Here is a 26,850-nt window from a genome sequence, read left to right on the forward strand (position 1 = left end):
CTATGCTGTTTCGCCGTTTCGAGCGAATGATCGACATCTTCCGTGAGGCACCGGCTGCTGAGCCGCCGGATCAGGTTCTGCCTTTCTATCTTTATTACCTGCGCCAGGTCTGGCCGAGTTTTGCGATTTTGCTGGTGGTGGGGCTGGTCTGTGCGCTGATTGAAGTCTCGCTGTTCAGCTATCTCAGTCAGATTATCGATCTGACCAAAGACACTCCGCCGGGCAGTTTTTTCACCGACCATATGGGCGAGCTGTTGTGGATGGCGGCGGTGGCGATGATCCTGCGGCCGGTATTTATCGGGCTGCATGATTTGCTGGTTCACCAGACTATCAGCCCCGGTATGACCAGCATGATCCGCTGGCAGAATCATAAGTATGTCCTCAAACAAAGCCTGAACTTTTTCCAGAGTGATTTCGCCGGACGCATTGCCCAGCGCATTATGCAGACCGGTAACTCGCTGCGCGATTCTGCGGTGCAGGCGGTGGATGCCATCTGGCACGTGGTGATTTACGCCGCCAGTGCGCTGTTCCTGTTTGCTGAAGCGGACTGGCGGCTGATGATCCCGCTGATTATCTGGATATTCGGTTACGGTGTTTGTCTGCGTTATTTCGTGCCGCGCGTGAAACAACGTTCAGTGCAGTCGTCGGAAGCGCGCTCGAAACTGATGGGCTGCATTGTTGACGGTTACACCAATATCACCACGCTGAAACTGTTCGCGCATACCGATCTGGAGCAGAAATACGCCCGCGAAGCGATTACCGAACAGACTGAGAAAACTCAGCTGGCGGGGCGTCTGGTCACCGGCATGGACGTGTCGATTACCACGCTGAATGGCTTGCTGATTGTCAGCACCACGGGTCTGGCGCTGTGGTTGTGGACGCAGTCGCTGATAAGCGTCGGAGCCATCGCGCTGGCGACCGGTCTGGTGATCCGTATCGTGAATATGTCCGGCTGGATCATGTGGGTGGTGAACGGTATTTTCGAAAATATCGGCATGGTTCAGGATGGCCTGCACACCATTGCAAAACCGCTGACCGTCACCGATCAACCGCAGGCGAAAGCGCTCAAAGTCGATCAGGGGGCGATCCACTTTGATCACATTCAATTTAATTATGGCAAAGAGAATTACGGCAAAGAGAATTCTGGCAAAGGCGGAAGGGTGATCCCCAATCTGGATCTGGCGATCCGCCCCGGCGAGAAGATCGGCCTGATCGGCCCTTCCGGCGCGGGGAAATCCACGCTGGTGAACCTGTTGCTGCGTTTGTATGACATCGACGGCGGGCGCATTGTGATTGACCAGCAGAATATCGCTGAGGTCACGCAGGAAAGCCTGCGCGCGCAAATCGGCATGATCACGCAGGACACCTCGCTGCTGCACCGTTCTATACGCGATAACCTGCTGTACGGCAGGCCGGGAGCGACGGAAGAAGAGTTGCAGCTGGCAATCCGTCAGGCGCGTGCCGATGAATTCATTCCGCAGCTTTATGATTCGCTGGGCAGAACCGGGCTGGATGCCCATGTCGGTGAGCGCGGCGTCAAACTCTCCGGCGGCCAGCGTCAGCGTATTGCGATTGCCCGCGTATTGCTGAAAAACGCGCCGATCCTGATCATGGACGAAGCCACGTCAGCGCTGGATTCCGAAGTGGAAGCGGCGATTCAGGAAAGTCTGGAGACGCTGATGGGCGGCAAAACGGTGATTGCCATTGCGCACCGTTTATCAACCATTGCCAAAATGGACCGGCTGGTGGTGCTGGAAAAAGGGCAGATTGTCGAGATGGGCAATCACGCCGAACTGCTGGCGCACGGCGGGCTTTATGCGCGCCTGTGGCAACATCAGACCGGTGGATTTGTCGGTATGGATTAAGGCCCGAACTTAACAGACGTCGTGCCGGTAGGGCAGCACTTCACGGGCTTCGTCGGCCCAGCGCTGCACGCCGGCACGTTCTTCCACTAAAAAATCTTCCACGGCATCGCGTAAACCCGGATGACGTAAATAGTGCCACGAGTCGGTGATCACCGGCTCAAAGCCGCGCAGCAGTTTGTGTTCGCCCTGTGCGCCCGCATCAAACCGTTTCAGGCCGCTGGCAATCGCGTATTCCATCCCCTGATAGAAACAGGTTTCAAAATGCAGCCGGTCGAATTCTGCCAGACAGCCCCAGTAACGCCCGTAGAAGGTATCGCCGCTGATTAAGCTGAACGCCATCGCTACGTCACGACCGTTTTGTTGCGCGAATACCACGCGGATCGCCTCAGGCATTCTTTCCGCCAGCAGGCTGAAAAATGCGCGGGTCAGATACGGCGACTGACCGCGAATGTGATAGGTATTGCTGTAGCAGGCGTAGACGAAATCCCATTGCGCTTCAGTGACCTGCGCGCCTCCCAGCCAGACAAAATCAATGCCCTGCGCCGCCACCTGTTCGCGCTCTTTGCGAAACTGTTTACGCTTGCGCGACGTGAGCGCGTCGAGGTAATCCTGAAAATCGCGATAATCACGGTTTTGCCAGTGATACTGCAACCCTTGCCGGTGCTGCCAGACGGGTTCTGCTCCGATCAGCCGGTTGGCGCGTTCATCGGTAAAATTGATGTGTGCGCCGGTCAGGCCGTTCTCTTCAAGATAATCTGGTATCGCCTGCAACAGACTGACTGCTGCCGGTTCATCGCCCAGCAATCGTGCGCCGGTCACCGGGCTGAACGGTACCGCGCCGAGCCATTTCGGGTAATAAGCAATCCCGGAACGCTGGCAGGCATCTGCCCAGCCCTGATCAAACACGTATTCGCCATAAGAATGACGTTTGCGGTAGCCGGGAATGGCGGCGAGGATGTTGCCGTTCTCCTGCCAGGCCAGATGCTGCGGACGCCAGCCTGAATTTGGGCCCAGGCTGCCGCTGTCTTCCAGCGCCGATAAAAATGCATAGCTGAGGAACGGCTGTTGCGCAGGCACCAGCGCATCCCACTGAGCAGCAGGACAATCGGCCAGACGGTCTAACGTGATAACAGGCATCAATTATTCTCGCTGTGGCGTAAAAGAGAAATCGGTTAACTGTCGTTCAGGCAGGGGGATATTACGGCAGAGGTTAAGATAACAATATAATAAGACTTAAGTCGCTGATTTATCATCCGGAACATTATTTAAAAATGTTCCGGATGTTTTATTTAACGGGCAATTAACTGGCGCGGACTTCCGGGTTATCTGAAAGCGAAATAAAGGATGCGCTTTTCGCATCAAAGGCTTCGATGCAACCCGATTCAATATCATACACCCAGCCGTGCAGGGTGATTTCCCCTTTCGCCAGCGCGACCGCGACACAAGGATGCGTGCGCAGGTTACTCAGCTGAGCCACGACGTTCTGATGCACCATACCGTTGACGCGTGCCTCAGGGTTTTCGTGTTCGACGGATTCATTGATGGCTTTCGCGGCATCAGAATAACGCAGCCAGTGCGCAACCGCAGGCATGTGATCGAGACAGGTGCAGTTAGCGATGGCGCTCATTGCGCCGCAGTTTGAGTGCCCGCAGATGACGATATCTTTCACGCCCAGCGCTTTAACCGCGTACTCAACCGTAGCGGAAACGCCGCCCGGTTCCGGACCGAATGGCGGCACAATATTACCGGCATTACGGATAACAAACAGTTCGCCCGGTTCACGCTGCGTGACTAATTCCGGCACTAACCGGCTGTCAGAACAGGAGATAAACAGGGTCTTAGGATTTTGGTTTAATGCGAGTTCTTTGAATAACTTAGAGCGTTGCGGAAACGCCTCTTTCTGGAATCTGAGGAAACCTTCAATTACGTCTTTCATAGGGGAATTCCATGTATTTCAATGCCAGTGAGTCTGCCACGAAAAAAAAGGCAGATCAATCAGACACAATATCAACACTATTTACAGGGAAATAAGCGGTAGCAAAATAATATAATTTTCCGGCGATAAGCATTTCACATTCTGTTTTTTTAATGCCATACCTTTATCTCAGCATTATCCGTCCCCATATTTCCTCTATACCCTGAGTGAAGGAGTCAGTATGACAATCGAATACGCTATTTTCGGTGGCGGCTGTTTCTGGTGTACAGAAGCGGTGTTTAAAGACGTCATCGGCGTGGAGTCGGTGGAAAGCGTTTATACCGGCGGGCGTCGTCCGAACCCGAATTACGAGCAGGTTTGCACCGGTACGACCGGCCATGCGGAAGCCATCCGTGTGGGGTTTGACCCCGAAAAACTGACCTACGGTGATTTGCTGGATATCCACTTTGTGACGCACGATCCAACCCAGCTTAACCGCCAGGGTAACGACGTCGGTACACAATACCGTTCGGCGATTTTTCCGGCGAATGAGCAGCAAAAAGCAGAGGCCGAAGCGGCAATTCTGCGCGCGCAGCACGACCACAGTGATCCGATTGTCACCAGCATCGAACCGCTCGGTGAAGTGTACGTAGCTGAAGGTTATCACCAGAATTACTGGGACGGCGCCGGACAGCAGAACCGCTATTGCATGGCGGTGATCCCGCCGAAATTACAAAAACTGCGTAAGAGTTTTGCGCAGCGGACGAAATCCCTGAACCCGTAATTGCCAACATTGGCAGCAAGTACCCAGTAAAAGACCATATTAAAAAACCAGAACCTCTGTTCTGGTTTTTTTGTTTCCGGGACTTCATCGGGATGACATCGCTATGTGTGGCTTTATTGAGTGCGGACAACTACCCGTTTAGGTGTGCGGTAACGCAGATAGAGGTTGTTGAGGATCAGGGCAAAACCGGTGATGCAGGCACCGGCAATTTCAGGTGTGCCAGGCTTGATGCCGGTCAGGGCTGAAATAGAGAAAGCGGTAATCGGGACAATATCCATAAATAATACCCCGTTAAGTGGTGTGAGGATTTTATTGCCAATATTCCAGCACAGGATGCCGATAAAACTGGCGACAAAAGCGGTGTAAAAGACATGTGGGATCACATACTCGAAGTCACTAACGGCGGGTACTGCCACGAGGCCAGTAATATACAGCAGCGCGTTTAATACCAGCACACTGGACATCCCGAGAACGCTCGTCAGGGCGGTGTATTTAAGCGGCGACCAGGTCGGGAAAAACGACGCGCCTACGGTGTAAAAAACCCAGCAAAGTGCGCCGAAAATAATCAGGGCGTTGGCTTTGTAGCTGGAAGGGGAATCAAACAGGCTGGCATAGTGCCCTTTGGTGATCACGGTCATGACCCCGAAGAAAGACATCATAATCAGACCGATAGAGACGGCGGGCGGGACGATTTTGCGTAATACGCCATTGACCAGAATACCCAGCATCGGCATGGTGGCCATCATAATTGACGTGGTTAGCGCGCCATTTTCCCCGGCCATTTGCTGGCCGAGAAAAACAAAAAAGCCAAAACCGACAAAGGCTGCTGAACCTAATAACCACGCCAGACCGGCGCGTTCACCTTTCAGATTCAGCCCCTCTTTTCCTTCACGTAATCTCAGTGCAGTCACTAACGCGATAGCGGCGAACCCATAACGCAACGTGGTAAAAGTATAAGGATCGAGGTGCCTCAGCGCACTGGTCATCATCGGGAAAGTCGCGCCCCATGAAAGGGTGGCGATCAGGCAGCAGAAAACGCCCGCAGAATAAGAATTTTTCATTTCTTTATGTTCCGGTTGAGTTACGTTCTGATTTTATTAAAGCGGGAGGCTGATACGAATTAAGGCGGAAATACGTCTGGCACAACACGATTATTTCGTCAGTCAGCACATCAAAAATAAACAACTGCCGACTGACGTTTCATACCGGGGAAATTAATCCCCCATCAGTTCTCCCCCTTTTGCCCAATGTGATTTAGGAATTTCAGTGATCACCACATCGACACTTTCAGGCTTACATTTAAGGGTTTCCACCGCGACGCGGGTCACTTCGCGGGCAAAGTCGCGTTTTTGTTCAGCGGTACGGCCTGGCAGCATTTCTAAACGGATCATCGGCATAGTAAATCCTTATTGATTAGGCCCCTCACGGCGGGGCAAAACCTATTCTACGTAAGGATTGAGAAGAATAAATATGTGTTAAGTTGAATGAATTGAAACCTGTGGGTTGTTAATCATGAGCAAATTGTCCGGGATGGAGATGTTTGTCAGAGTGGTGGAATGCGGCAGTTTCACGGCGGCGGCGATAGCCAGCGACGTCTCGCCCACGATGGTGGGTAAGCAAATCCGGGAGATTGAGCAGCGGCTGGGCGCACGTCTGTTGCATCGCACGACCCGGCGACAGCAACTAACGGAGGTCGGGCAACTCTATTTTGAACGCTGCCGCCGGGTATTATCGGAAGTCGCGCTCGCTGAGAATAGTGCGATGGAATTACAGTCCGCGCCTAAAGGACTGGTGCGTATGGTTGCCCCGGTGAGCTTCGGCGGCCAGCGTCTGGTGCCGGAACTGAGCCTTTATATGGCCCGCAATCCCGACGTAAACGTCATGCTGAATCTGGATAACCGGGTGCCCAATCTGACGGAGGGAAATTACGAGCTGGGTATTCAGATCGGCGAGGTATGCGAACCGGGTGTGGTCGCGCGTCCTTTACGTCCGTATCGCCGGATACTGGCCGCTTCGCCAGACTATATCCGACAGCACGGCATGCCGGAACATCCTGACCAGTTGGGCAATTACAGCTGTCTGGGGATGTCTTACTGGCTGCATCAGGACCGCTGGGACCTGACCGGGCCAGAGGGCGAGACGTTTAAGGCCTTTATCAACGGGCGCTTTATGTCTAATCAGGGCAACGCGCTCAGGATTGCGGCACTCAGCGGCTGCGGCATTGTTCTGCAACCTGATTACGTGTTGATGGACGACATTGCGCAAGGCCGTCTGGTGCCTGTACTGCCGCAGTGGTCGTATAAACCGACGCCGTTGTACCTGATTTATCATCAGGACAGTCGCCCCTCCGCCAAGCTACGCAGTGTGATTGATTTCCTTATTGCCCGGCTGGGTGCAAACAGTCAGGCGATTCTGGATAAACTGCCCGAGGTCTGACGCTGTTTAAGTAAAAGACGTTCTCAACAGACCTTCTTAAAAGAAAAAGGCATTCCTTTGCGGGGATGCCTTTTTCATTTCTGCGTGTCCGGTATCCAGGAAACATTGGCAAGTTGTGACCCTCATCACCCCGACTTTAATCATACAGACAGGTTTAGAAGTAATGAGTCCAGGGATCTAATGAATTTGCCGGTTCGGACTCTTAGGATAATGACACGCGAAAAGGTAAGAGAGTCTGGAAACGCTGATTTTCTAAGAAAATTCGACCGGAAGCATCAGAACATCTGAGCCGTAAATAAGGAGGGAAAAATATGGAGACTACTAAAAATTCGCTGGCCGGATTTATATCACCCGAATTGGTTTATTTAAATTGCAGTTATACCACTCAGGATGCGTTTTTTTCGGATTCATATCAGAAACTTTATAAACAAGGATTTGTTGAGGCGACCTATCATGAAAATATTCTTGTCAGGGAAGCGCATTATCCGACAGGATTAATAACATCCTGCCTGAATATTGCCATACCTCATACTGACCCGCTGTATATAAAAAAACCTTTCGTGGCGATTACCCAACTCGCAAAACCGCTGACATTTTTGCTTATGGGCAGTACGGATGAAAAAGTAGACGTAGACTGGATCTTCTCTCTTGGCGTGACCCGGGATGAAAATCAGATCGTCTTATTGCAGACATTAATGTCCGTATTTTCTGATGAAAACAAGATTAGCCAGTTAGTCGGGCTTGATTCCCGCGAAGGAATTTGTGAATTTTTCCATTCATTGTAAAAGGTGACGTTATGATTATCTATAATATTAATGAAGCTCCCTTTATTAAAGAAATGTGTGATATTACGCTCAAGCTGTGGGAAAAAGGCTGGGCTGAAAGAAATGGCGGTAATATCAGTTATCTCCTGAGGGAAGAGGAAGTGGCACCTTACCTTGATACACAAAAGGTGATTTCAGAAGTCGCACTGCCGATGCCTTTCCCTGAATTGAAAAATAAAATATTTATGGTTTCAGGTTCCGGGAAATACTTCCGCAATGTCATTAAGAATCCGGCCGATACGCTGATTATTTTAAAAATATCTGAAGACGGAAAACATTATCAGCAGCTCTGGGGGCTGGTAAACGGCGGTTGCCCGACCAGCGAACTGGCATCACATTTAAAATGCCATGCGACACGATTAAAACATGACCCTGAACATCGCGTTATTTTACACACCCATGCGAATGCCACGATTGCGATGACATTTGCCCACGATCTGGATGAAAAGAAATTTTCAAAAACGCTGTGGCAACAAATTACTGAATGCCTGGTGGTATTCCCGGAAGGCGTGGGGATTGTGCCGTGGATGGTGGCAGGCACCATTGATCTGGGTCTGGCTTCCGCTGCCAAAATGGAGTATTGCCGCATTGTGATCTGGGCGCATCACGGAATTATGGGAGCAGGTAGCAATTTTGATGACGCTTTCGGGTTGGTCGAAACGGTAGATAAAGCTGCCGATATTTATCTGCGTTCCGCTGCCGTCGGAATTAAACAGTCGATCACCAGCGCGGAACTGCGCGCCCTTGCTGATGCCTTTAATGTCACCCCACGGGATGGCATTTTATAATTTCTGCTGAATGACAAAAAAGAGTAACTATGAAAAATATTAATGTTATTTCCGTCTGCGGATCAGGAACCGTCACCAGTTCCATGGTGGCAGAAAAAGTAAAAGATATTCTTGAAGTCAACGGATATAAGGCAAAAACCGTTGAAGTCAGTCCCGGCGGAGTAGAAGGGCAATTAAGTTCAGGTAAGTGGGATATTATTGTTCATACCAGTCCGCTGAGGGATAAGTATGATATTCCGACCATCAATGCAGTCGGGTTGTTAATCGGTACCGATGAGGATGGATTTATAGAAGAATTACTGCATGAAGTTGAGAGCCTGAAAATATAGAGGGTCTGACTCCACAAACGTTGGTTTGTGGAGAACCTACTTATTGTTCTTAATATGATAATGAAACCTTATCTACAGAGTAAGGAGTCTTGAGCATGTTAGACATTCTTTCGAAAATTATGAATTCATTTGGTGCGGCGATTGTTGTGCCTTTTGTCATTTATATTATTGCTATCATCATGAAAGTAACCCCCAAAAAAGCTTTTAAAGCCGGGCTTAATGCCGGTATTGGTCTGACCGGATTTGGGATGCTCATTGGTGCCTACACGCCTGTCGTCACGCCGGTGATTAACCGTATGGTGGAGACGTCCGGTATTTCACTGCGTATCCTGGATACCGGCTGGCAGGCAACAAGCGTTGTTGCCTATTCAACCAATGTCGGGATGATTTTTTTAGGCCTCGGATTGCTGTTTCAGACAATTTTATTTGTCACACGTTTTACCAATATTTTTATGCCCTCAGATATGTGGAATAACTTTTCCTTTATGTTGTGGGGGTCGATGCTCTATATCGCGACAGGGAATATCTACCTGGCAATTGGATTGATGCTATTATCCAATCTTTATTCTCTGGTTTGCTCAGAAATAGTGGCTAAACGATGGTCGGTTTATTACGGCTATCCCGGATGCACCATGACCGCTCCTCATCATGTGTGCTCTGTACCGCTGGCGATAGGGGTGGACTGGATATTAAATAAGCTGGGCGCGGACAAAATAAAATGGAATCCGCAGACCTTACAGGACAAATTAGGTTTCATGGGGGAGCCGATTACACTGGGCCTGGTACTCGGGTGTTTAATCGGCATTTCCGGAAATTATACCCGTCTGGGCAGCATTGAAGCCTGGGGAGAAATCTGTAAAGTCGGGATCGCCACATCAGCTGTCATGTGTATCTTCCCAAAAATCGCCGGAGTGTTTGCCTCTGCATTCACTACCATTACCGATGCATCACGTAAAACCGCAAAATCGAGTGGCAAAGACCGGGTCTGGTTCCTGGCCATTAATGATGCGGCAGGTTATGGCGAATCAGCAACACTGTTAACCGGAATGTTATTGATTCCGATTATATTTATTCTGGCGATTATATTACCGGGCAATGAAACGTTACCGATGGTAGACCTTATTGCTATTCCTTACATGATCGAACTGATTATTGCGATATCCGCCGGTAATATTTTTAAATCATTAATTTCAGGGACCATCTGGTGTGTGGGTGGTTTATATATGATCACCGCCGTGGCACCTGTATTTACTGATGTCGCTAAAGATGTCGGTGTGGTTCTGCCGGTGGGTGCCATGTTGATTTGTAGTTTTGCTGTAATGACCAATCATCTTATGGGTGGATTATTCCTGATTTTTCTCACCCAAAACCCTGTCTATATCGCTCTCAGCGTCGCGGTATATATCGTGTTCTACCTTTTTGTCCGCATTAAAAAAGAGTCGATACATGCTTATCTCGAAAGACAAGCTGGTACCGGCAGTGAGCCCAATCAACTGACTCAATAGAGGATGACAGAATATGAAACTCGTTATTATTGGTGATGCGCTGGTCAGTAGTGCGACATTAAGGGATGCCGCGAAAGATATTGATTTTCCGGGCAGAGATGAAAGCGAACTGGATGTCGTTTCTTACGAATGGTATTCCGATTTAGAAAAGGAAAAGTTTCAGGAAAAAATTCTGCTGATTGAAAAGAACGGCCCGGAGGCGGTGGAAATTCCCGCTGGCGTGACCGAAGCGCTGAAAGACGCGGATTACCTGCTGGTCCATATTGCCCCTGTGTCGAAAAGTATGCTGGAATCGGCGTCAAAACTTAAACTTATCGGAACATGCCGGGGCGGGCTGGAGCATATTGCATTAAACAGTGTTAAGGAAAAAAACATCACGCTTATCCATGTCATCCGTAATGCTGAACCGGTCGCCGATTTCACCTTAAGCCTGATGTACGCGGAGACCCGAAATATTGCCCGGGCGCATCATGAAATTAAAAATGGAAAATGGCGAAAAAGCTTTTCGAATGATGAACATAAGACGGTACTGGCCAATCATACCGTGGGACTGATTGGCCTGGGTTATATCGGCAAGCTGGTGGCGAAAAGGCTTAACGCATTGGGCGTCAGAGTGATTGCCCATGACCCCTTTATCGATAAGTCGCTCATCATAAAGGAAGGGCTGAGGGTTGAATTACTGGATATGGATTCTGTCATTTCGCAATCAGATATCCTTTCTTTGCATATGCGACTGACACCTGAAACGGAAAATATCATCAATAAAGACGTCTTCAATAAAATGAAGGCCGGAAGCTATATTATTAATACCGCAAGGGCCGGGGTGGTGCATAAAGCTGACCTTATTGATGCGTTAAAAAACAGGCGCATAGCCGGTGCTGCGCTGGATGTGAGCTGGGATGAGCCTATCAGTCCCGATGATCCTTTACTCCAGCTGGATAATGTTACCCTGACCCCACATATTGCAGGTGACACGATAGATGCCATTCCTAAAGCGCCTTATCTGCTCAAAACAGTTCTGAATGATTATTTTAAAACGGGTCACAGCGATATGTTGATCATTCAGTAAACGTACAGGGAATTTATCGGAATTTTCATTATTCATCCGGGGAACCGTTATGATCAAAGAAACGTTGACGCTCAATAATAAAACTGGTCTCCATGCGCGCCCGGCCAGTGCGATTGCTAAAATAGTGGGGAAGTGTCAGTCGAAAGTGGAATTTATCTCCCGTGATAAAGTGATTAAGGGGAAAAGCGTCATAGGTTTAATGACTGCCGGAATTACAGGCGGTGCAAAGGTTGAGGTAATTTGTGAAGGAACCGATGAAGAAGCGGTATTTCTCGAGATAAAGGCGTTATTCAACGCCGGCTTCGGGGAGGAATAGCACGGTCTGTGCCTCTTTACATCAGTAAAGGCCTGAATGAGCATTGCCGGCCTTTACTGATTTTTTCCCGATTGAGAAGTGCCCGGTTATCGTAATATATAGATTTTATGACTTCCGTCCGTTAATCTAAAAAAACACTTATCAAGACGTCTTGACTATGAACAAACCTATCTTTCAGGATTATTTTGTTTCTGATCAGCAAAATGTGATTATTACTTCACGTCTGCCACAAGATTATTCACCCAAAACTCAGTTTAATTACAGTAAAATAACATTGATTACCGGGGGAATTGGTCTGCATATTATTAATGGTAAACCCTATTCAATTTATCCACGGATGTTATTTTTTACTCAGGCCACTGATTTACACATTTATGAACATGCGCAAGACCTGAGCTTAATTAATATTTATTATCAACCTTCGGAGCATTTCTTTCTGATAAAAGGCTTTGAATCCCTTATTCCTAAGCAATTTGCCTCCTTCCACATCCACCGTTTCTTAGATAAAAACAGCGCTTTGCTGATACGGGGCTCCCTGGATAAACTCATTGCCAGCCAGCATAAAGGCAGTATTGAACAGGAAAGCCTGTTCCTGCGGCTGCTGGTCGATTTGCGCTACTGTAGTTACTTCTATGATGAGAATAACACCAATGAAAGAAGGAACTTACGGCTAATCCGCTGGCTGCACGCGAACTTTCACGAGAAAATTGACTGGAACCAACTGGCCGATCAGTTTTCCATCAACGTCAGAACGATGCACCGTTACCTGGATAAGGATATCGGCTTGTCACCCCAGCGTTATCTCACCAAATTACGCTTGTTTCATTCCCTCTACCCGCTGCTGTATTCGAATAAACCCATTACCTCGATTGCGCAGGACATCGGCTTTGATGACCACTCCTATTTTGCTACCTGCTTCCGGCGCGAATTTGGCCTCCCTCCCAGAGAGTTTAAATCCACCGCTGCGGGGCAGTCTCTGCTGTCCAGATAGATGCCATAACATACAGCTGGTTTTTGACCCTGAAAACCACAGATCCGATACTCAGTCTGTTCCCTCTGCACGTGATATAATGATGTGTACTAATCATCCTAATCGCGATTGAGGGGCATTCCGCTTTATCCGAAAATGCGAATCAGTATTTACCTATTCCCTGAGTTTTCTGAAAATGAATGATGATATATGTCAGTTTTTGCCTCCTTTTTCATGGTCTGAGGCATCGTTAAATCGACAATTTCTTCTTTTCTTTAGCATAAAAAAGAAGTCTGATTTGCCTTTTATTATTGCAATATACTGATTGTAATGGTTTTTTGTGTAGTAGTGGTTTTGCTAAATAATCATTTCAGTGAAAGTGGGTGTTCCACAGGGTCTTTTGCTGGGAAAATAATTTGTTCTAGCAGTAAAACCCTACAGGATAATCTACATGAATAAGCCTTGCTCAATGTCTTTGACTCTCATTGCGTTAATCGCGTTGAGTGCATGTAGCACAAAAAATAATGTGGCTACAATAAAAGAGACGTCAGTTAATAAAGGTACGAATAATACCTGTGTTAACGAATTCAAAGCATTACAGCGTCTTTCTCCTCATGATTTTGATATTTATCAGCAACAATTTAATCAGCTGACAAAATCTTATGATGTTTACAAAACGAATAAGGGTCTGATAAACAGAGATGCTCAGGAAATTCTGAACATCGAACTGGACTCAAAATTGAAACTTATCTGCGCAAGAGTTAAAGGTGCGACCTTTAAGAGCATGGACGAGCGCTCTCAGGAAGTGAATAAAATATGATGGCGCGAGTGAAGTCTTTCTTCCTGATTCTGTTACTGATCAACATACAGGGGGCACATGCTGAAGATTCCGTTGATGCTAATCTGAGCCTTTTAGATCAGTTGCAGAGTGAAAATTTAATTTCTGCTCCGGAATCGTCTGTTTTTGCGGAAAAAAATAAGACTTCCACTCCGCTGATTCAGCCTCCAAAAGATATCGTCGTCCCAAAAACACCTGTTGAAAAAGCCGTCGCGCCGCCGTCGCCGTCGCGGCCTAAACCTTCTCCGGCTCCGGTAAAAAAGGCTCCTAAAACACCTCAGCCTGTGCGTGTTCCCTCTGCCACAGCAGATGTCAGCGAGATGAAGAGCAAGGTCGATACCAAGGCTAACGAGCAGCTAAAAAAATCCCTCGAGACGGCAAAATCCACAGCAGAAAAATCCCGTGATCAATATGCTGCCTTGCAGAAATCCTTCGCGGATACGCAAAAAGAAAACCAAAAACTGCAAGTTCAGATCGAGGCATTAAAAGCCAAACCTGCCGTTGTCTCGCCATCTGCAGACCAAAAGCTTGCGCAGAAGAAAGCGCAGGATGAACTGAAACAACTGCAAAATTTGCTGAAAAACACACAACAAGAAAACCAGCAGATGGCATCTAAGCTGCAGAAGCTTCAGGGTAGCCAGAAACAAGCCGAAAGCCTGAGCGAAAAATTATCCGTTGCACAGACGGTGACAAAAAAATCACAAGACGAAATGGCTGATATTCAGCAGTCTTTGAAAAAGACAATGAGTGAAAATGCCGCATTGAAAGCCCAGCTAACGGCGTTTAAAACCAGTCAGGACGGCTCAGCGAAAAAAGCCTCCGAGCAAGTGGCCACCTCTCAGCTGGCGACCAAAAAAGCCCAGAAGGAAATTGCTACCCTCGAGGCGAGTTTTAAGAAATTAAGCACTGAGAATGCGCAGATCAAAACGCAACTTGATACCGTGAAAAAGCAATCCTCAGCGCGCATCGAACAACTGGTCTCCTCTGGACACGCCAACGGTAAATCACTGGCGGAATTCGCGGTGCTGAATGCGACATTACAGCAGGCGACAGAAGAAAATCATAAGCTCAAAACGCAGTTCGAGACGCTGCAAAAGCAATCCAAGGCAGAAGCCGAAAAATTGCACGCTTTAGAGAGTACAGGCAACAAATCGCAAGCCAATGTGGTTGAACTGCAAATGACCGCAAAACAAGCTGCCGCTGAAAATGCGCAACTGAAAACTCAACTGTCCACCCTGGAGAAACAGGGGGCCAGCCAGAACGAAAAAATTGCGTTTGCCGTGGCTGCAAATAGCAAATCACTGAATGAAAATCAGACTCTGCAAACAAACCTTAAAAAGGCTGCAGACGAGAATGCGCAGTTGAAATCGCAGCTTGCAGACTTGCAAAAACAGGGCGCTGCGCGGAATGACAAATTGTCAGCGTCAGACGCGGTTAATAAGAAATCTCAGGCTGACTCTATGGCTTTGCAGAAAACCCTCAAACAGGCTGTTGAAGAAAATGCTCAGCTGAAAAACCAGCTGGCAGCAGTGCAAAAACAAGCCGCTGCGCAGAATGACAAACTGTCTGTGTCAGATACTGCTACTAAAAAATCTCAGGCTGACTATGCGGCTTTACAGCAAACCCTTAAAAAGGCCGCTGATGAGAATGTTCAGCTGAAAAACCAACTGGCGGACAGGCAAAAACAGGGCGCTGCGCAGAATGACAAACTGTCTGTGTCAGATGCTGCTGCTAAAAAATCTCAGGCTGACTATGCGGCTTTACAGCAAACCCTTAAAAAGGCCGCTGATGAGAATGTTCAGCTGAAAAACCAGCTGGCGGACAGGCAAAAACAGGACGCTTCGCAGAATGACAAACTGTCTGTGTCTGAAGCGGTCATCAAAAAATCACAGGCTGATTATCTGGCCTTGCAGAAAAGCGTCAATCAAACTGCTGATGAGAATGCCCAGCTTAAAACCCAGCTGACTGACCTGAAAAAACAAAGCGCTGAGCAGAATGACAAATTGTCAGCGTCAGAAGCTGCCAATAAAAAGTCACAGGCTGACTACCTGGCCTTGCAGAAAACCCTCAAACAAGCCGCGGATGACGCAGCGCAGTTGAAAACTCAGTTGGCCGACTTGCAGAAACAAAGTGCTGACCAGAGTGAAAAACTGGCGGCTTCTGAGGTCACGAACAAAAAATCGCAGAGCGATTATCAGATATCTCAGGCGGCACTCTCAAAATCTTCTGAGGAAGTTAAACGCCTGACCAGCCAGCTCACTGAAAGTCAGCAGGCTGCGAATAACGCCGCCGAAGAAAAAAGTAAGCTGACAGCTGAACTGGAAAAAACCAAAAAAGATCTCGCCTCACACAGCATCGCGGCCGTTACACAATCTGGCGGAGAACTGCTCAGTGACGCAGAACTAAAAACACTGCAGGCGAAAGAAAGTAAGAAAACCGGACGCTCTTATTCTGTCGGGTATTTGCTGGGGCAAGCCGCGAATTCAAAAATCGAACAGGTGGTTTCTGCCGGTGAGAAAATTGATCGCAATGTGATTATCAAAGGCTTTGTTGACCGGATGAATGAGCTGTCCAGCATGTCAACAAACGACATGAGAGAGTCGCTGAACAGTCTGGATACTGATATTCGCTCACGTCAGGAAAAGCAAAAATCCTCGAATGAAGAGAATAACCAAAAAATCCTGAATAAAGCGGGCAAAGTCAAAGGTGCAGTTAAAGCAAAATCAGGCTTCATTTACCTCATCAGCAAGCCGGGCTCACAGCCAAAAGTCACGATGGATAAGAGTATTCGTCTGCAGATTGTTGAGACGTTGGGTGACGGTAAAGTCATTGCCAGTGAAAAAGACAACAATGTGATCAGCGCCGCTGTGACGGAAATTCCGGCAGTTCTTCAGGAAGTTGTGCTTAAGCTTGGCTTGCAAGGTGAAGCCACAATCTACATTCCGCCTGAACTGGCGTATGGCAAAGAAGGCATTCCGGGAAAAATTCCGCCGAATTCGCTTTCCATCATGAAGATCAAAATATTAGGCGTTAAAGACAACTAAAAGTGGTCGGATAAAAAAAGGCAGGTGATTATCAAATCACCTGCCTTTTTTGTTTCTTCAGCGTTGATTTTGCTGATTTCAAAAAAGGTGTTGTTGTTCCTGTCAGACTGAAAAAAAAGCTGTATTGACGACTGTTGATATAGGCTGACACCTGTCAAAAAAATCTGAACAAGTTGCCAAATTCTTTCCGCTATCCGCTTTTGAAGTCCTGTCCTATTGTTAATTCCAGCAGCACAACAACACAACGTTAAATAAAAGAACACAACCCAACAATGCACTCTGAGAGGAAATGAAAATGTCTAAATTCGATCTGCTGGACCCACAGAATTCCACCCTGATTTTCATCGACCATCAGCCACAAATGTCATTCGGCGTCGCCAATATCGATCGCCAGCAGCTTAAAAATAATACGGTCGCTCTGGCTAAAGCGGGCAAAGTTTTTAACGTGCCGGTGATTTACACCTCAGTCGAAACGGAAAGTTTCAGCGGCTACATCTGGCCGGAACTGCTGGCGGTTCACCCTGATGTGAAGCCGATTGAGCGTACCTCGATGAATTCCTGGGAAGACGCAGCGTTCGTGAAAGCAGTGGAAGCCACGGGGCGTAAAAAACTGATTATCTCTGCATTGTGGACGGAAGTGTGTCTGACGTTCCCGGCGCTGATGGCGCTGAAAGAAGGCTATGAAGTGTATGTGGTGACCGACACCTCCGGCGGCACCAGCGTGGATGCTCACGAACGTTCCATCGACCGTATGGTTCAGGCCGGTGCGGTGCCGGTCACCTGGCAGCAGGTTCTGCTCGAATACCAGCGCGACTGGTCACGCAAAGAGACTTACGACGCAGTCATGGATCTGGTGCGTGAACACAGCGGTGCGTACGGCATGGGCGTCGATTATGCCTACACCATGGTGCACAAAGCGCCACAGCGTCAGGGTTAATGCCTGAATGCATAGCCCGGTTATTCCGGGCTATAAACGGTGCTGAGTCCGTCGAAATCCTGCAAATTCTCCCGCCACCACATGGCAGCGTTACCGGTGGCATTTTCGTTCCAGGCCATAAAGGCCTGATCGCGGCGGGTTTCTGAATCGAGGCGACGTTCAACCAGCGCGCCGCTTTCCAGATGGGGCGCGGCCAGATAACGTGGCAGATAGCCGCAACCCAGCCCGGCGATTTGTGCATGAACTTTGGCATTAAAGTCATGAACGCTCAGCATTTTCTGCTCGTCCAGCACACGCAAATCAGCGCCGGTGCTGTGGCGGGACGTATCGTGAACGACCACGGCGCGATACTGGCGGATTTGCTCGCGCACCAGCGGTTCCGGCATCGAGGCCAGCGGGTGATGCGGCGCAACGGCAAACACATATTCCAGCCAGCCGATCGGGCGATATTCAATGCCGCTGCGTGTGAGAGGTTCCTGCACGGCACCAAATACGATGTCAGCTTCGCCATAACTCAGCGCTTCCCAGCAACCGCCGAGCACGTCGTGGCGGAATAATAACTGGGTATGCTGATGCTCTGCGCAAAAACGGTCGATCAGCGGTGTCAGTAGTGCAAAGGGCACGGAGGCATCAAGGCTGATGGTCAGTTTGCTTTCCCAGCCGCTTTCAACGTACTGCGCCTGTTGCTCCAGTTCGCTGACAGCGCGCAGCAGCACGCGGCCTTTGTCCAGCATCAGACGACCTGTAGGGGTAAAAGTGGCGCGATGGCCGGACCGATCCAGCAGTTTAATGTTCAGATCACTTTCCATTTTCTGCACGGTATAACTCAGTGCCGATGCGGTTTTAAACAGTCGGGCACCCGCCGCGGCAAACGTACCGTGACGGTCTAACGCGTCGAGGATCAGCAGGGCTTCAAGGCTTAATCGCATTCTTTTTCCCACTAAAAAGAGTTGAATACCGGAAAACATTTCCGGTAGTTATGGCTTCCCCATTTCGTATTGTTTAGAGGGATAACGCAACAAATAGTTAACCAGAGGTTGATGACTGTATGCATTGCCAGTATTATCCGTTTGTTTTCTATACAACGTTTATCCGGTCAAAGCAGGTCAGCTATTTTGTGGAATCCCGAAAAAGAGCTTTTTACTGAGCTCTATCAGTACCCTGAACATCTTCGCCATACCTTAGAAAATTTACCCGGCAGCAGCGGCGTCTATATTTTTTACGGTGACGATAAGGCTTTTCCGCTGTATATCGGCAAAAGCGTGAATATCCGCAGCCGCGTGATGTCGCACTTTCGCAATCCTGCCGAAGCCAAACTTCTGCATATGACCCGGGATATTGAACACATTGAAACGATCGGTGAAGTCGGCGCGTTATTGCTGGAGTCTGACCTGATTAAAACCCGTCGTCCGCTGTTTAATAAGCGTCTGCGCACCGCCCGCAAGCTGTGTTCCATCCGGCTTCAGGGGCTGACGGCCAGCATTGTGTTCAGCGATGACGTGGATTTTTCTCACAGCGAAGATTTATTTGGCCTGTTTAAAACTAAAATGTCGGCAGTCGAAAAAATCCGGGATATCGCCGATCAGGAAAAGTTGTGTTATGGCGCGCTGGGGCTGGAAAAACTGTCAAAAAATCGCGCCTGTTTCCGCTTTTCATTGGGCAAATGTGCCGGAGTCTGTTGCGGAAAAGAAACGCCGGAAGCCCATCAGACGCGTCTCAGAAGCGCGCTAAGCACCCTGAAAATCCGCAGCTGGCCGTATCCGGGACGGATCGCTATCGTCGAAGAAGCCAATGGTCAGACGGATTATCACGTCATCAATCACTGGTTCTATCTGGGCACAGTAAAAACGCTGGCGGCCGCGAAAGCCTTTGATATCGCCGTGCCGCACTTTGACCGCGACAGTTATAAAATCCTCTGCAGGCCGCTATTCGAAACCGACAGTTCGAAAGTGATTTTGCTGGACTGACGGCAATAAAAAAGGCTGCCAATCGGCAGCCATTCTGTTCATTGCAATACAGCGCAATGCCCGCGAATTAACGCATGGTAACAAACTCTTCCGCACCGGTCGGGTGGATAGCGACGGTGTTGTCGAAGTCTTTCTTGGTGGCGCCCATTTTCAGTGCGACCGCGAAGCCCTGCAACATTTCGTCCATGCCGTAGCCGATACCGTGGATGCCGACGATTTTTTCTTCAGCACCGACGCACACCAGCTTCATGCGGCACGGCTGACGGTGTTGTGTGACGGCGGTGTACATCGCGGTGAAGGCGGATTTGTACACTTTCACGTTGTCTTCGCCGAACTGCTCTTTCGCCTGTGGTTCAGTCAGGCCGACTGTACCGATTGGCGGGTGACTGAACACGACGGTCGCGATGTTGCTGTAATCCAGATGTTCGTCAGGTTTGTTGTTAAACAGACGCTCAGACAAACGACGACCCGCAGCAACGGCAACCGGAGTCAGTTCTACCGCACCGGTATTATCGCCAACGGCGTAAATGCCTTTAACGCTGGTATTCTGGAACTTATCGACGACGATGTAACCTTTATCGTTGGTTTTCACGCCAGTCGCTTTCAGGTTGAAGTTGTCAGTTTCAGGTTCGCGGCCAATCGCCCAGACCAGGCTGTCGACTTCAAATTCTTGTCCGTTTTCCAGTTTCAGCGTCAGGCTGCCGTCTGCATTTTTTACCACTTCTTTCGGAATGGACTCTTTATGCAGCGCAGGGCCTTCGGTTTCCATTACTTCAACCAGCGTTTCAACGATCAGCGGATCGAAAGTACGCAGCGGGGCGTGTTTACGCACGAACAGATGGGTTTCGGCACCCAGCGCGTTCATTACACCGGCGATTTCTACCGCGATGTAACCTGCGCCGACAACCGCAACGCGTTTAGGCATTTCGGTCAGATCGAAGAAACCATCTGAATCGATACCGTATTCTGCACCCGGAATATTTGGATGACTCGGACGGCCACCGGTGGCGATCAGGATGTGATCCGCGGTGATCTTCTCGCCGTTGACTTCAACGGTGTGATCGTCGACAAAGCGCGCGAAGCCTTTGATCACGTCCACTTTATTTTTGCCCAGCACGTTGTCGTACGAGGTGTGGATACGGTCGATGTAAGCGGTACGGTTGGCGACCAGCGTTTTCCAGTTGAAGCTGTTCACGGTGGTATCAAAGCCGTAATCCGGGCCGTAGTTGCGGATCGCTTCAGCGATTTGCGCGGCGTGCCACATCACTTTTTTCGGGACACAACCCACGTTGACGCATGTGCCGCCCAGCTCTTTAGCTTCGATCAGCGCGCATTTTTTCCCATACATGGCTGCACGGTTGATTGATGCGATACCGCCGCTGCCGCCGCCAATTGCCAGATAGTCATAATGTTTGGTCATCGTTTTATCCGTAAGTTGTGAAAATGGAGACACTGATTCAGCGTCATTAATCTCAAAATTTGCCTAAGAGTTTAACGTGTTGTGGGAAAGATTGGATCAATGATTGTAATAGGTTTGATAGCTGAGACCTTAGAAAAAGGCCTCAGCGAGGGGAAAAGCTTTACTTACTCAGGCACAACCCAGTTAACCGTAGTATGACCGGTACCGGAAGGCACCAGCACTTTGAGCAGCCACGGCAGAACGTTGTTCATCTGCTGCTCGAGTTTCCACGGCGGGTTAATCACGATCATGCCGGAAGCGGTCATACCGCGCTGATCGCTGTCCGGGCGCACGCCCAGCTCGATTTGCAGAATACGGCGGATGCCTGTCGCTTCGAGATCACGCAGCATTTTCTTGATTTGCTGACGCATTACCACCGGATACCACAGCGCGTAAGTGCCGGTGGCAAAACGCTTGTAGCCTTCCTGAATGCCTTTTACCACGTCCTGATAATCGGTTTTCATTTCGTACGGCGGATCCATCAGGATCAGGCCACGGCGTGAAGGTGGTGGCAACTGAGCTTTCAGCTGCTGATAACCGTCGGCACGCGCAACGCGGGTACGGTCATCTTTCTGGAATTCACTGCGCAGCAGCGGGAAATCGCTCGGGTGAAGTTCGGTCAGATGCAGTTTGTCGTCTTCGCGCAACAGCTGACGGGCAATCAGCGGCGAACCCGGGTAATAACGCAGATTTTCATTGCGGTTGAAGTGATTGACGACAGACATGTACGCCGCCAGTTCTTCAGGAATATCGTCCCGCTGCCAGATGCGCGCGATGCCTTCCAGATATTCGCCGGTGCGTTCGGCGTGTTCGCCGCTCAGCTGATAGCGCCCGGCACCCGCGTGGGTGTCGAGATAAAGGAAGGGTTTTTCTTTTTCCTTCAGAGATTCAATGATCAGGCTCTGAACGGTGTGTTTCAGTACGTCGGCATGGTTGCCTGCGTGAAAACTGTGGCGGTAACTCAACATAACTTTATTGTTCCGGAGTGGCGTATTGCCGACAGTATAAACTGTTTACACCCTTCATACTTCACGTTGCAGGGGCGATCTTACTTCCCAACCCAGCTGTTCTTGATTTTGAATTTGTCCGCACGGTTATAACTGATTGAGTAGTTGAAGGTTTTTCCGTCTTCCAGTTTGGTGATGCCAGAGACTTTCAGCATCGGCAGACCGGTTTCGCTTTCCAGCAGCGCAGAAAGGGTGTCGTCGAACAGCGAAGCTTCGATCACTGAGTTATAGAATTTAATTTTCCGGCCGGTTTTATTCTCGATATATTCATATAAAGACCCGTTCTGTAAAACCGACTCAGGAATAATGTCGATCACCGCACAGGGAATATAGGAGTCTTCGATCAGGACCGGAATATTGTCCACCAGCCGGACGCGGCGGATATAATGCACGTCGTCTTTTTCATCAATATCCAGCTGACTGGCGATATATTCACCGGCTTTACGCGTTTTCAGGCTGATTAAGCGGCTGGAGACTTTAACGTTATCTTTAAATTCGCGCGAAAAACCGAGAATAGAATCGCTGGTGCCGTTATTGAGCAGATAAACATTGTCTTCAATAACCTTGGTAACGAACATCCCTTTGCCATGAATGCGTTCGATAAAGCCTTCCTGCTCCAGCATATGCATGGCTTTTTGCAGCGTCACGCGCGTCACTTCAAAGCGAGCCGCCAGTTCCCGCTCGGAAGGAATTTTGTCACCGACACGATATTCTTTATTCAGGATGGCCTGTTTCAGGCTGTTTTTGATATCAATATAACGGGCGGCCATTAGCGTAACTTCTTCATGTCAGAGTTATTTTTGAGCAGTATAGACACATGCCTCGCGGACCGGAAGCGTTCGCCCCGGTCCGGGATGTTTCAGCAGAGCCTGATTAATACAGGCGCAGGTTGTTCAAAGGCACGGTGCAGAATTTCCATGGTGGTCATCACATCAGCGGCTGGCACATACGGCGCATGTCCCTGACATATCGTGGCATATACAGCATCATAAACGCGGCCATAATCGCCGTTGCCCGCATCGACATGTTCGGTAATGGTTTGGCCGCTGTCATCAATGTATTTCAGCACGCCGTATTCTGTTTCCTGACCAAAATCCGGAGTGCCCGGTAAATTCCCGGCTTTCAGCCAGGTTTCCTGCTGATCGATATTCAGTTTAATAAAGGAGCCTTTTTCCCCGTGAAGAATAAATTTCGGGTAAGGCTGCATCACCAGATGGCTGCATTTCACCATGGCTTTGGTTTCGCCGTAATAAAGTTGCAGTTCAAAAGTATCGTCAGGATTGTTTTTATTTCTCACCGAACGGATATCGTAATGCACTAAATCTGGTCGTCCGAACAGGCTGACCACCTGATCGACAAGATGCACGCCCAGGCCGTAAAAAGCGCCGTGAGTATAATCTGCCGGAGCATCGGGGGCGTCAGGACGGAAGTAATCGAAATGACTTTCGAACTCGACGATTTTACCGAGCACGCCGCTGTCGATGACTTTTTTAACGGCTAAAAAACAGCTGTCGAAGCGCCGGTTTTGATATGGCGTCACGGTCAGCCCCTTTTCGGCGGCGAGCGCAAACAGCGACTGCGCTTCTGCCAGCGTCCGGGTAAACGGTTTTTCGACGATGACATTTTTCCCGTGCTCAAGGCACCGTTTTGCCAGGTCATAATGGGTTTGCGGCGGCGTACACAGCGTCACCAGCGTAATACTTTCGTCGTGCAGAATATCGTTCAGATCAGAGGTGAAACGGATGCCCTGATACGCCTCCTCTTTTTCAATGTCCGGGCGACGGGTGATATCGAAAATGGTTTTAACCTGAAACGTGTCGCGTCGCTGTAAAACGTAAGGCAAGTGGTAACGTGTCGCGCTTTTCCCAAATCCTGCAAATGCGCAGTTTATCTTCATGACGTTTCCTTCCGTTGTAATTGGCGTTTATGCACTGACCTGCGCTGCATTAACTGGAATATCCGCTTCTTCCAGTGCCAGCTGTTTCTTTTCCATCAGCCGGAAGAAGGGATAATAAATGATTGTCGAAATAATAATCATGACGCCTGACCACAAAGCCGCCGGAATATTGCCGCCGGTGGCGAAATATCCATTCAGCAAAGGCGGCATCGTCCAGGGAATTTGTAATACCGGGCGGCCAATAATGTTAAACGTCATCAGAAAATACGACAGGGTGCATAACAGCATCGGCGTGATAATTAACGGCAGCATCATCAGCGGATTAAACACCATCGGCACGCCGAAAATGACCGGCTCATTAATACAAAACAGCGAGGGTGCAAAAGACATGCGACCCAGCGATTTATAATAACGACTTTTCGACATCATCATCGCCAGAACCAGCCCCATCGTCGCGCCTGAACCGCCGGTGCAAATAAAGAAGTTATAAAATCCTTCAGCGAAGATATGTGGTATCGGCTGGTGGCTGAGATAAGCCTGAGTATTTTCGACAATAAACTTAAGAAATATCGGCGCGGTAATGCCGGAGAGCACGTTGGTGCCGTGGATCCCGCAACACCACAGCAGCGAGATAAGAAACACCAAAATTAACATGCCCGGCAGTGTGCCAAGTCCGATGACCAGCGGGCTGAGGATCAGCGTGAAGAATGCGTTGATATCAAAATGCAGGATCACCCGCACAAACCACACCAGCGCCAGACAGACAATCGCCGGGATCACGCTGACAAAAGATTGCAGCACGGCCGGCGGCACATTATCCGGCAGCCGGATGTAGATTTTATGTTCGATGAAAAAGCGAATGATATAGACGGTGAGGATCGAAAGAATAATGGCGGAGAATAACCCCGCGGCGCCGAGATTATCGACGTTAAGTGTGTAATCATCATTTAACTGCGCCATCAGGAATACGGCGACAGTAATGGCGCAGCAGGTCAGTCCGTCAAGCTTATAATGTTTCGCAAGGTTATAACTGATGCCCATCGCCGAAATTAAACCGATGATCCCGAACGTGACCAGAACCGGTGCATTCAGCGCGGTGCCAAACTGACCTAAATATTCTGTCCATCCGGGGATCGGCAGATTGGCAATAATCAAAAAGATACTGCCGGAAATAATAAACGGCAGCGTCAGCGTAATGCCGTTGCGCACCGCGACCAGAATAACGTTATCACCGACTTTCACCAGACACGGCACCAGTCGTGATTCTATGAATTTCATCATGATGTGATATGCCCGTGATTATTGTGGATATTGCGGCAGGAAAGGCCGGTTTACGACGAGGTATTCGTCGAGAATTTTTTCGGCAATATCCACTGACGGCATTAGCGGATGCACCGAAAGCGCCATTAATGCGGTGGAATAATAGCCAGTGACGGCGGCTTCGATGGTGAGTTCCTCAAAGGCTTTGACGCTCTGGATCAGGCCACGGATTTTCACCGGCAAACGCCCGTAAGCCAGAGGATGCGCACCCTGACGATCTATCATTGCGTTCGTTTCTACCACACTGTTTTCGTCGAGATCGGGCGTTGCTCCGCGATTGAGCGTATTGACGACGTGGATCTCCTGCCGGTTGTTATAAATCGCGCTGATAATCGAACAGGCAGTATCCGAGTAATACGCACCGCCCCGGCTTTCCAGTTCTTTCGGTTTGCTCTCAAGCTGCTGATTTTTATAGAGTTCAAAAAGCTGGCGTTCTATTTCCCGCGTTTGTTCTCCGCGTGTGCCGTGCGTCTGGCTGTCTTTTACGCTGTGCGCCACCATTTCACGGTGCAGATAGAAATACTTCAGGTAGGAAAGGGGATAAAGTCCGAGCGCGCGGATAAAGGCCGGTGGCAATCCGGTATCGGGAATGTTTTGCAGCTGATTCTGGCCATTGCCCTGCGCCAGTTTCTCAATAAATTCTGCGGTGACGTCGTGGCCTTTGACGGCGATCTGATCGGCAAATATCAGGTGATTCAGCCCCATCACGCGGGCATATACGTCTTCACGACGGACGTCATACACCTTCGCGATATCCATCATCATGCTGTTCGCACCGCTGCAAATGCCCAGCGTTTTGATGCTCGAATATTTTTCAATGGCCTCAGTAACAATCCCTGCCGGATTAGTGAAATTGATCAGCCACGCATCCGGGCACAACCTTTCCATATCGCGGCACAAATCTAACAGCACGGGGATGGTGCGCTGCGCCTTCATAAAACCGCCAGCACCGGTGGTTTCCTGACCGAGAACGCCGTATTTCAGCGGGATCGCCTCATCGTGAATACGGGCTTCCTGCTGGCCGACACGCAGCTGAGTCGTAACGAAGTCCGCGTTACGCAACGCGGCTTCGCGGTCGGTGGTCAGATGCACGGTCATCGGGAGCCCGGCTTTTTTGACCATCCGTTGTGCCAGCGCACCGACGATTTTCAGCTTTTCCTCACCGGCTGCGATATCCACCAGCCAGAACTGCGAAACCGGCAATTCGTCGTAGCGCCGGATAAATCCGTCGATCAGTTCCGGTGTGTAACCTGAGCCGCCGCCCAGTGTGACAATTTTGAGTGTTTTCATTCCCTGCTGACTCCCTGTGTTGTGGAAAAACTGTACTGGCATACGCCAGATAACGGGAAGCTAACAGGAATAACCTCGTTGTAAATAGGGTTTAGCGGCAGGAGACAGACAAAGATGAAAATTGCGAGGCAGGTCTTGCTGCAACCTGATAAGCCGAACGGGAGTGATTGATAACATGAATATCTATGGCCGCCGGGCGAAATCGCCGCCCCCCATTGATTTCCCCATAACTTGACCGCATGTTAGAAGTTACGTCATCTTTAAGACGACCCGAATTCACGGCGTGGTGC

At 49.3% G+C, this 26,850-nt stretch carries 25 protein-coding genes; 14 read left to right on the plus strand and 11 right to left on the minus strand.

Annotated features, from left to right (window positions below; translation table 11 throughout):
* Nucleotides 1-2 precede the first annotated feature (2 nt).
* The gene (locus ACJY2G_RS22680; protein ID WP_430320864.1) at nucleotides 3-1,865 is read left to right on the plus strand and encodes an ABC transporter ATP-binding protein; all 1,863 of its coding nucleotides are present in this window, start codon (nucleotides 3-5) and stop codon (nucleotides 1,863-1,865) included.
* Between the two features lie 9 nt (nucleotides 1,866-1,874).
* On the opposite strand, the gene ACJY2G_RS22685 is transcribed toward ACJY2G_RS22680, so the two are convergent.
* A complete protein-coding gene (locus ACJY2G_RS22685) occupies nucleotides 1,875-3,002 on the minus strand; it encodes a GNAT family N-acetyltransferase (RefSeq protein WP_430320853.1) in 1,128 nt (375 codons plus the stop codon).
* Between the two features lie 163 nt (nucleotides 3,003-3,165).
* Nucleotides 3,166-3,801 carry a carbonic anhydrase gene (locus ACJY2G_RS22690; protein ID WP_095923905.1) on the minus strand — a complete coding sequence of 212 codons (636 nt, stop codon included), beginning with the start codon at nucleotides 3,799-3,801 and terminating at the stop codon, nucleotides 3,166-3,168.
* 220 nt (nucleotides 3,802-4,021) lie between these two features.
* On the opposite strand from ACJY2G_RS22690, the gene msrA reads away from it, so the two are divergent.
* Nucleotides 4,022-4,564, plus strand: coding sequence for a peptide-methionine (S)-S-oxide reductase MsrA (gene msrA / locus ACJY2G_RS22695; RefSeq protein ID WP_112288068.1), 543 nt, complete (start codon nucleotides 4,022-4,024; stop codon nucleotides 4,562-4,564).
* Between the two features lie 113 nt (nucleotides 4,565-4,677).
* On the opposite strand, the gene ACJY2G_RS22700 is transcribed toward msrA, so the two are convergent.
* Together ACJY2G_RS22700 and ACJY2G_RS22705 are read right to left on the minus strand one after the other, a co-directional pair.
* Nucleotides 4,678-5,625, minus strand: coding sequence for a DMT family transporter (locus ACJY2G_RS22700; RefSeq protein WP_430320852.1), 948 nt, complete (start codon nucleotides 5,623-5,625; stop codon nucleotides 4,678-4,680).
* Between the two features lie 153 nt (nucleotides 5,626-5,778).
* Nucleotides 5,779-5,961 (minus strand): 4-oxalocrotonate tautomerase, encoded by a 183-nt coding sequence (locus ACJY2G_RS22705; RefSeq protein WP_095923902.1) that lies wholly within the window; start codon nucleotides 5,959-5,961, stop codon nucleotides 5,779-5,781.
* Nucleotides 5,962-6,076: 115 nt separating this feature from the next.
* Between ACJY2G_RS22705 and ACJY2G_RS22710 the strand changes: the two genes are divergently transcribed.
* From ACJY2G_RS22710 to ACJY2G_RS22760, 11 genes are all read left to right on the plus strand, one after another.
* Nucleotides 6,077-7,000: a LysR family transcriptional regulator gene (locus tag ACJY2G_RS22710; protein ID WP_439292224.1), complete on the plus strand. Its 924-nt coding sequence runs from the start codon at nucleotides 6,077-6,079 to the stop codon at nucleotides 6,998-7,000.
* A 311-nt stretch (nucleotides 7,001-7,311) separates the two neighbouring features.
* Complete coding sequence (locus ACJY2G_RS22715) at nucleotides 7,312-7,785, plus strand: PTS sugar transporter subunit IIA (protein ID WP_430320850.1); 474 nt, start codon at nucleotides 7,312-7,314, stop codon at nucleotides 7,783-7,785.
* An 11-nt stretch (nucleotides 7,786-7,796) separates the two neighbouring features.
* Nucleotides 7,797-8,612 (plus strand): rhamnulose-1-phosphate aldolase, encoded by an 816-nt coding sequence (rhaD, locus tag ACJY2G_RS22720; RefSeq protein ID WP_120163494.1) that lies wholly within the window; start codon nucleotides 7,797-7,799, stop codon nucleotides 8,610-8,612.
* Between the two features lie 29 nt (nucleotides 8,613-8,641).
* Nucleotides 8,642-8,941, plus strand: coding sequence for a PTS sugar transporter subunit IIB (locus tag ACJY2G_RS22725; protein WP_120163493.1), 300 nt, complete (start codon nucleotides 8,642-8,644; stop codon nucleotides 8,939-8,941).
* Between the two features lie 95 nt (nucleotides 8,942-9,036).
* Nucleotides 9,037-10,446, plus strand: a complete 1,410-nt coding sequence (locus tag ACJY2G_RS22730; RefSeq protein WP_430320849.1) for a PTS galactitol transporter subunit IIC — start codon at nucleotides 9,037-9,039, stop codon at nucleotides 10,444-10,446.
* 13 nt (nucleotides 10,447-10,459) lie between these two features.
* Nucleotides 10,460-11,515: a 2-hydroxyacid dehydrogenase gene (locus ACJY2G_RS22735; RefSeq protein ID WP_430320848.1), complete on the plus strand. Its 1,056-nt coding sequence runs from the start codon at nucleotides 10,460-10,462 to the stop codon at nucleotides 11,513-11,515.
* A 49-nt stretch (nucleotides 11,516-11,564) separates the two neighbouring features.
* Nucleotides 11,565-11,831 (plus strand): HPr family phosphocarrier protein, encoded by a 267-nt coding sequence (locus tag ACJY2G_RS22740; protein WP_120163490.1) that lies wholly within the window; start codon nucleotides 11,565-11,567, stop codon nucleotides 11,829-11,831.
* A 157-nt stretch (nucleotides 11,832-11,988) separates the two neighbouring features.
* Nucleotides 11,989-12,822 carry a helix-turn-helix domain-containing protein gene (locus ACJY2G_RS22745; protein ID WP_430320863.1) on the plus strand — a complete coding sequence of 278 codons (834 nt, stop codon included), beginning with the start codon at nucleotides 11,989-11,991 and terminating at the stop codon, nucleotides 12,820-12,822.
* A 430-nt stretch (nucleotides 12,823-13,252) separates the two neighbouring features.
* Nucleotides 13,253-13,621 (plus strand): hypothetical protein, encoded by a 369-nt coding sequence (locus ACJY2G_RS22750; RefSeq protein ID WP_439292225.1) that lies wholly within the window; start codon nucleotides 13,253-13,255, stop codon nucleotides 13,619-13,621.
* Complete coding sequence (locus ACJY2G_RS22755) at nucleotides 13,618-16,683, plus strand: FKBP-type peptidyl-prolyl cis-trans isomerase N-terminal domain-containing protein (protein WP_430320847.1); 3,066 nt, start codon at nucleotides 13,618-13,620, stop codon at nucleotides 16,681-16,683. Before ACJY2G_RS22750 ends, ACJY2G_RS22755 begins: the two co-directional genes overlap by 4 nt.
* A gap of 295 nt (nucleotides 16,684-16,978) precedes the next feature.
* A complete protein-coding gene (locus ACJY2G_RS22760; protein ID WP_113876934.1) occupies nucleotides 16,979-17,620 on the plus strand; it encodes a hydrolase in 642 nt (213 codons plus the stop codon).
* Between the two features lie 20 nt (nucleotides 17,621-17,640).
* Here the strand turns inward: ACJY2G_RS22760 and ACJY2G_RS22765 are convergent, their stop codons facing one another.
* Nucleotides 17,641-18,549, minus strand: a complete 909-nt coding sequence (locus ACJY2G_RS22765; protein ID WP_430320846.1) for a LysR family transcriptional regulator — start codon at nucleotides 18,547-18,549, stop codon at nucleotides 17,641-17,643.
* A gap of 186 nt (nucleotides 18,550-18,735) precedes the next feature.
* On the opposite strand from ACJY2G_RS22765, the gene cho reads away from it, so the two are divergent.
* Nucleotides 18,736-19,587: an excinuclease Cho gene (gene cho, locus ACJY2G_RS22770; RefSeq protein WP_120163521.1), complete on the plus strand. Its 852-nt coding sequence runs from the start codon at nucleotides 18,736-18,738 to the stop codon at nucleotides 19,585-19,587.
* Between the two features lie 67 nt (nucleotides 19,588-19,654).
* Here cho and gorA read toward each other — a convergent pair whose 3' ends face one another.
* The 6 genes from gorA to ACJY2G_RS22800 all read right to left on the minus strand — a co-directional run bounded on the left by gorA (nucleotide 19,655) and on the right by ACJY2G_RS22800 (nucleotide 26,560).
* Nucleotides 19,655-21,007 carry a glutathione-disulfide reductase gene (gorA, locus tag ACJY2G_RS22775; RefSeq protein ID WP_113876936.1) on the minus strand — a complete coding sequence of 451 codons (1,353 nt, stop codon included), beginning with the start codon at nucleotides 21,005-21,007 and terminating at the stop codon, nucleotides 19,655-19,657.
* Nucleotides 21,008-21,171: 164 nt separating this feature from the next.
* Nucleotides 21,172-22,014: a 23S rRNA (adenine(2030)-N(6))-methyltransferase RlmJ gene (locus tag ACJY2G_RS22780; RefSeq protein WP_013573521.1), complete on the minus strand. Its 843-nt coding sequence runs from the start codon at nucleotides 22,012-22,014 to the stop codon at nucleotides 21,172-21,174.
* A gap of 80 nt (nucleotides 22,015-22,094) precedes the next feature.
* Complete coding sequence (locus tag ACJY2G_RS22785) at nucleotides 22,095-22,823, minus strand: GntR family transcriptional regulator (protein WP_430320845.1); 729 nt, start codon at nucleotides 22,821-22,823, stop codon at nucleotides 22,095-22,097.
* Nucleotides 22,824-22,912: 89 nt separating this feature from the next.
* A complete protein-coding gene (locus ACJY2G_RS22790) occupies nucleotides 22,913-23,950 on the minus strand; it encodes an oxidoreductase (protein WP_430320844.1) in 1,038 nt (345 codons plus the stop codon).
* Nucleotides 23,951-23,977: 27 nt separating this feature from the next.
* Complete coding sequence (locus ACJY2G_RS22795; RefSeq protein WP_430320843.1) at nucleotides 23,978-25,231, minus strand: PTS sugar transporter subunit IIC; 1,254 nt, start codon at nucleotides 25,229-25,231, stop codon at nucleotides 23,978-23,980.
* A gap of 18 nt (nucleotides 25,232-25,249) precedes the next feature.
* Nucleotides 25,250-26,560, minus strand: a complete 1,311-nt coding sequence (locus tag ACJY2G_RS22800) for a 6-phospho-beta-glucosidase (protein WP_430320842.1) — start codon at nucleotides 26,558-26,560, stop codon at nucleotides 25,250-25,252.
* Nucleotides 26,561-26,850: the final 290 nt, after the last annotated feature.

Origin of the sequence: Rahnella sp. ATs2, assembly GCF_051851855.1 — a bacterium.
Classification (GTDB): domain Bacteria; phylum Pseudomonadota; class Gammaproteobacteria; order Enterobacterales; family Enterobacteriaceae; genus Rahnella; species Rahnella variigena.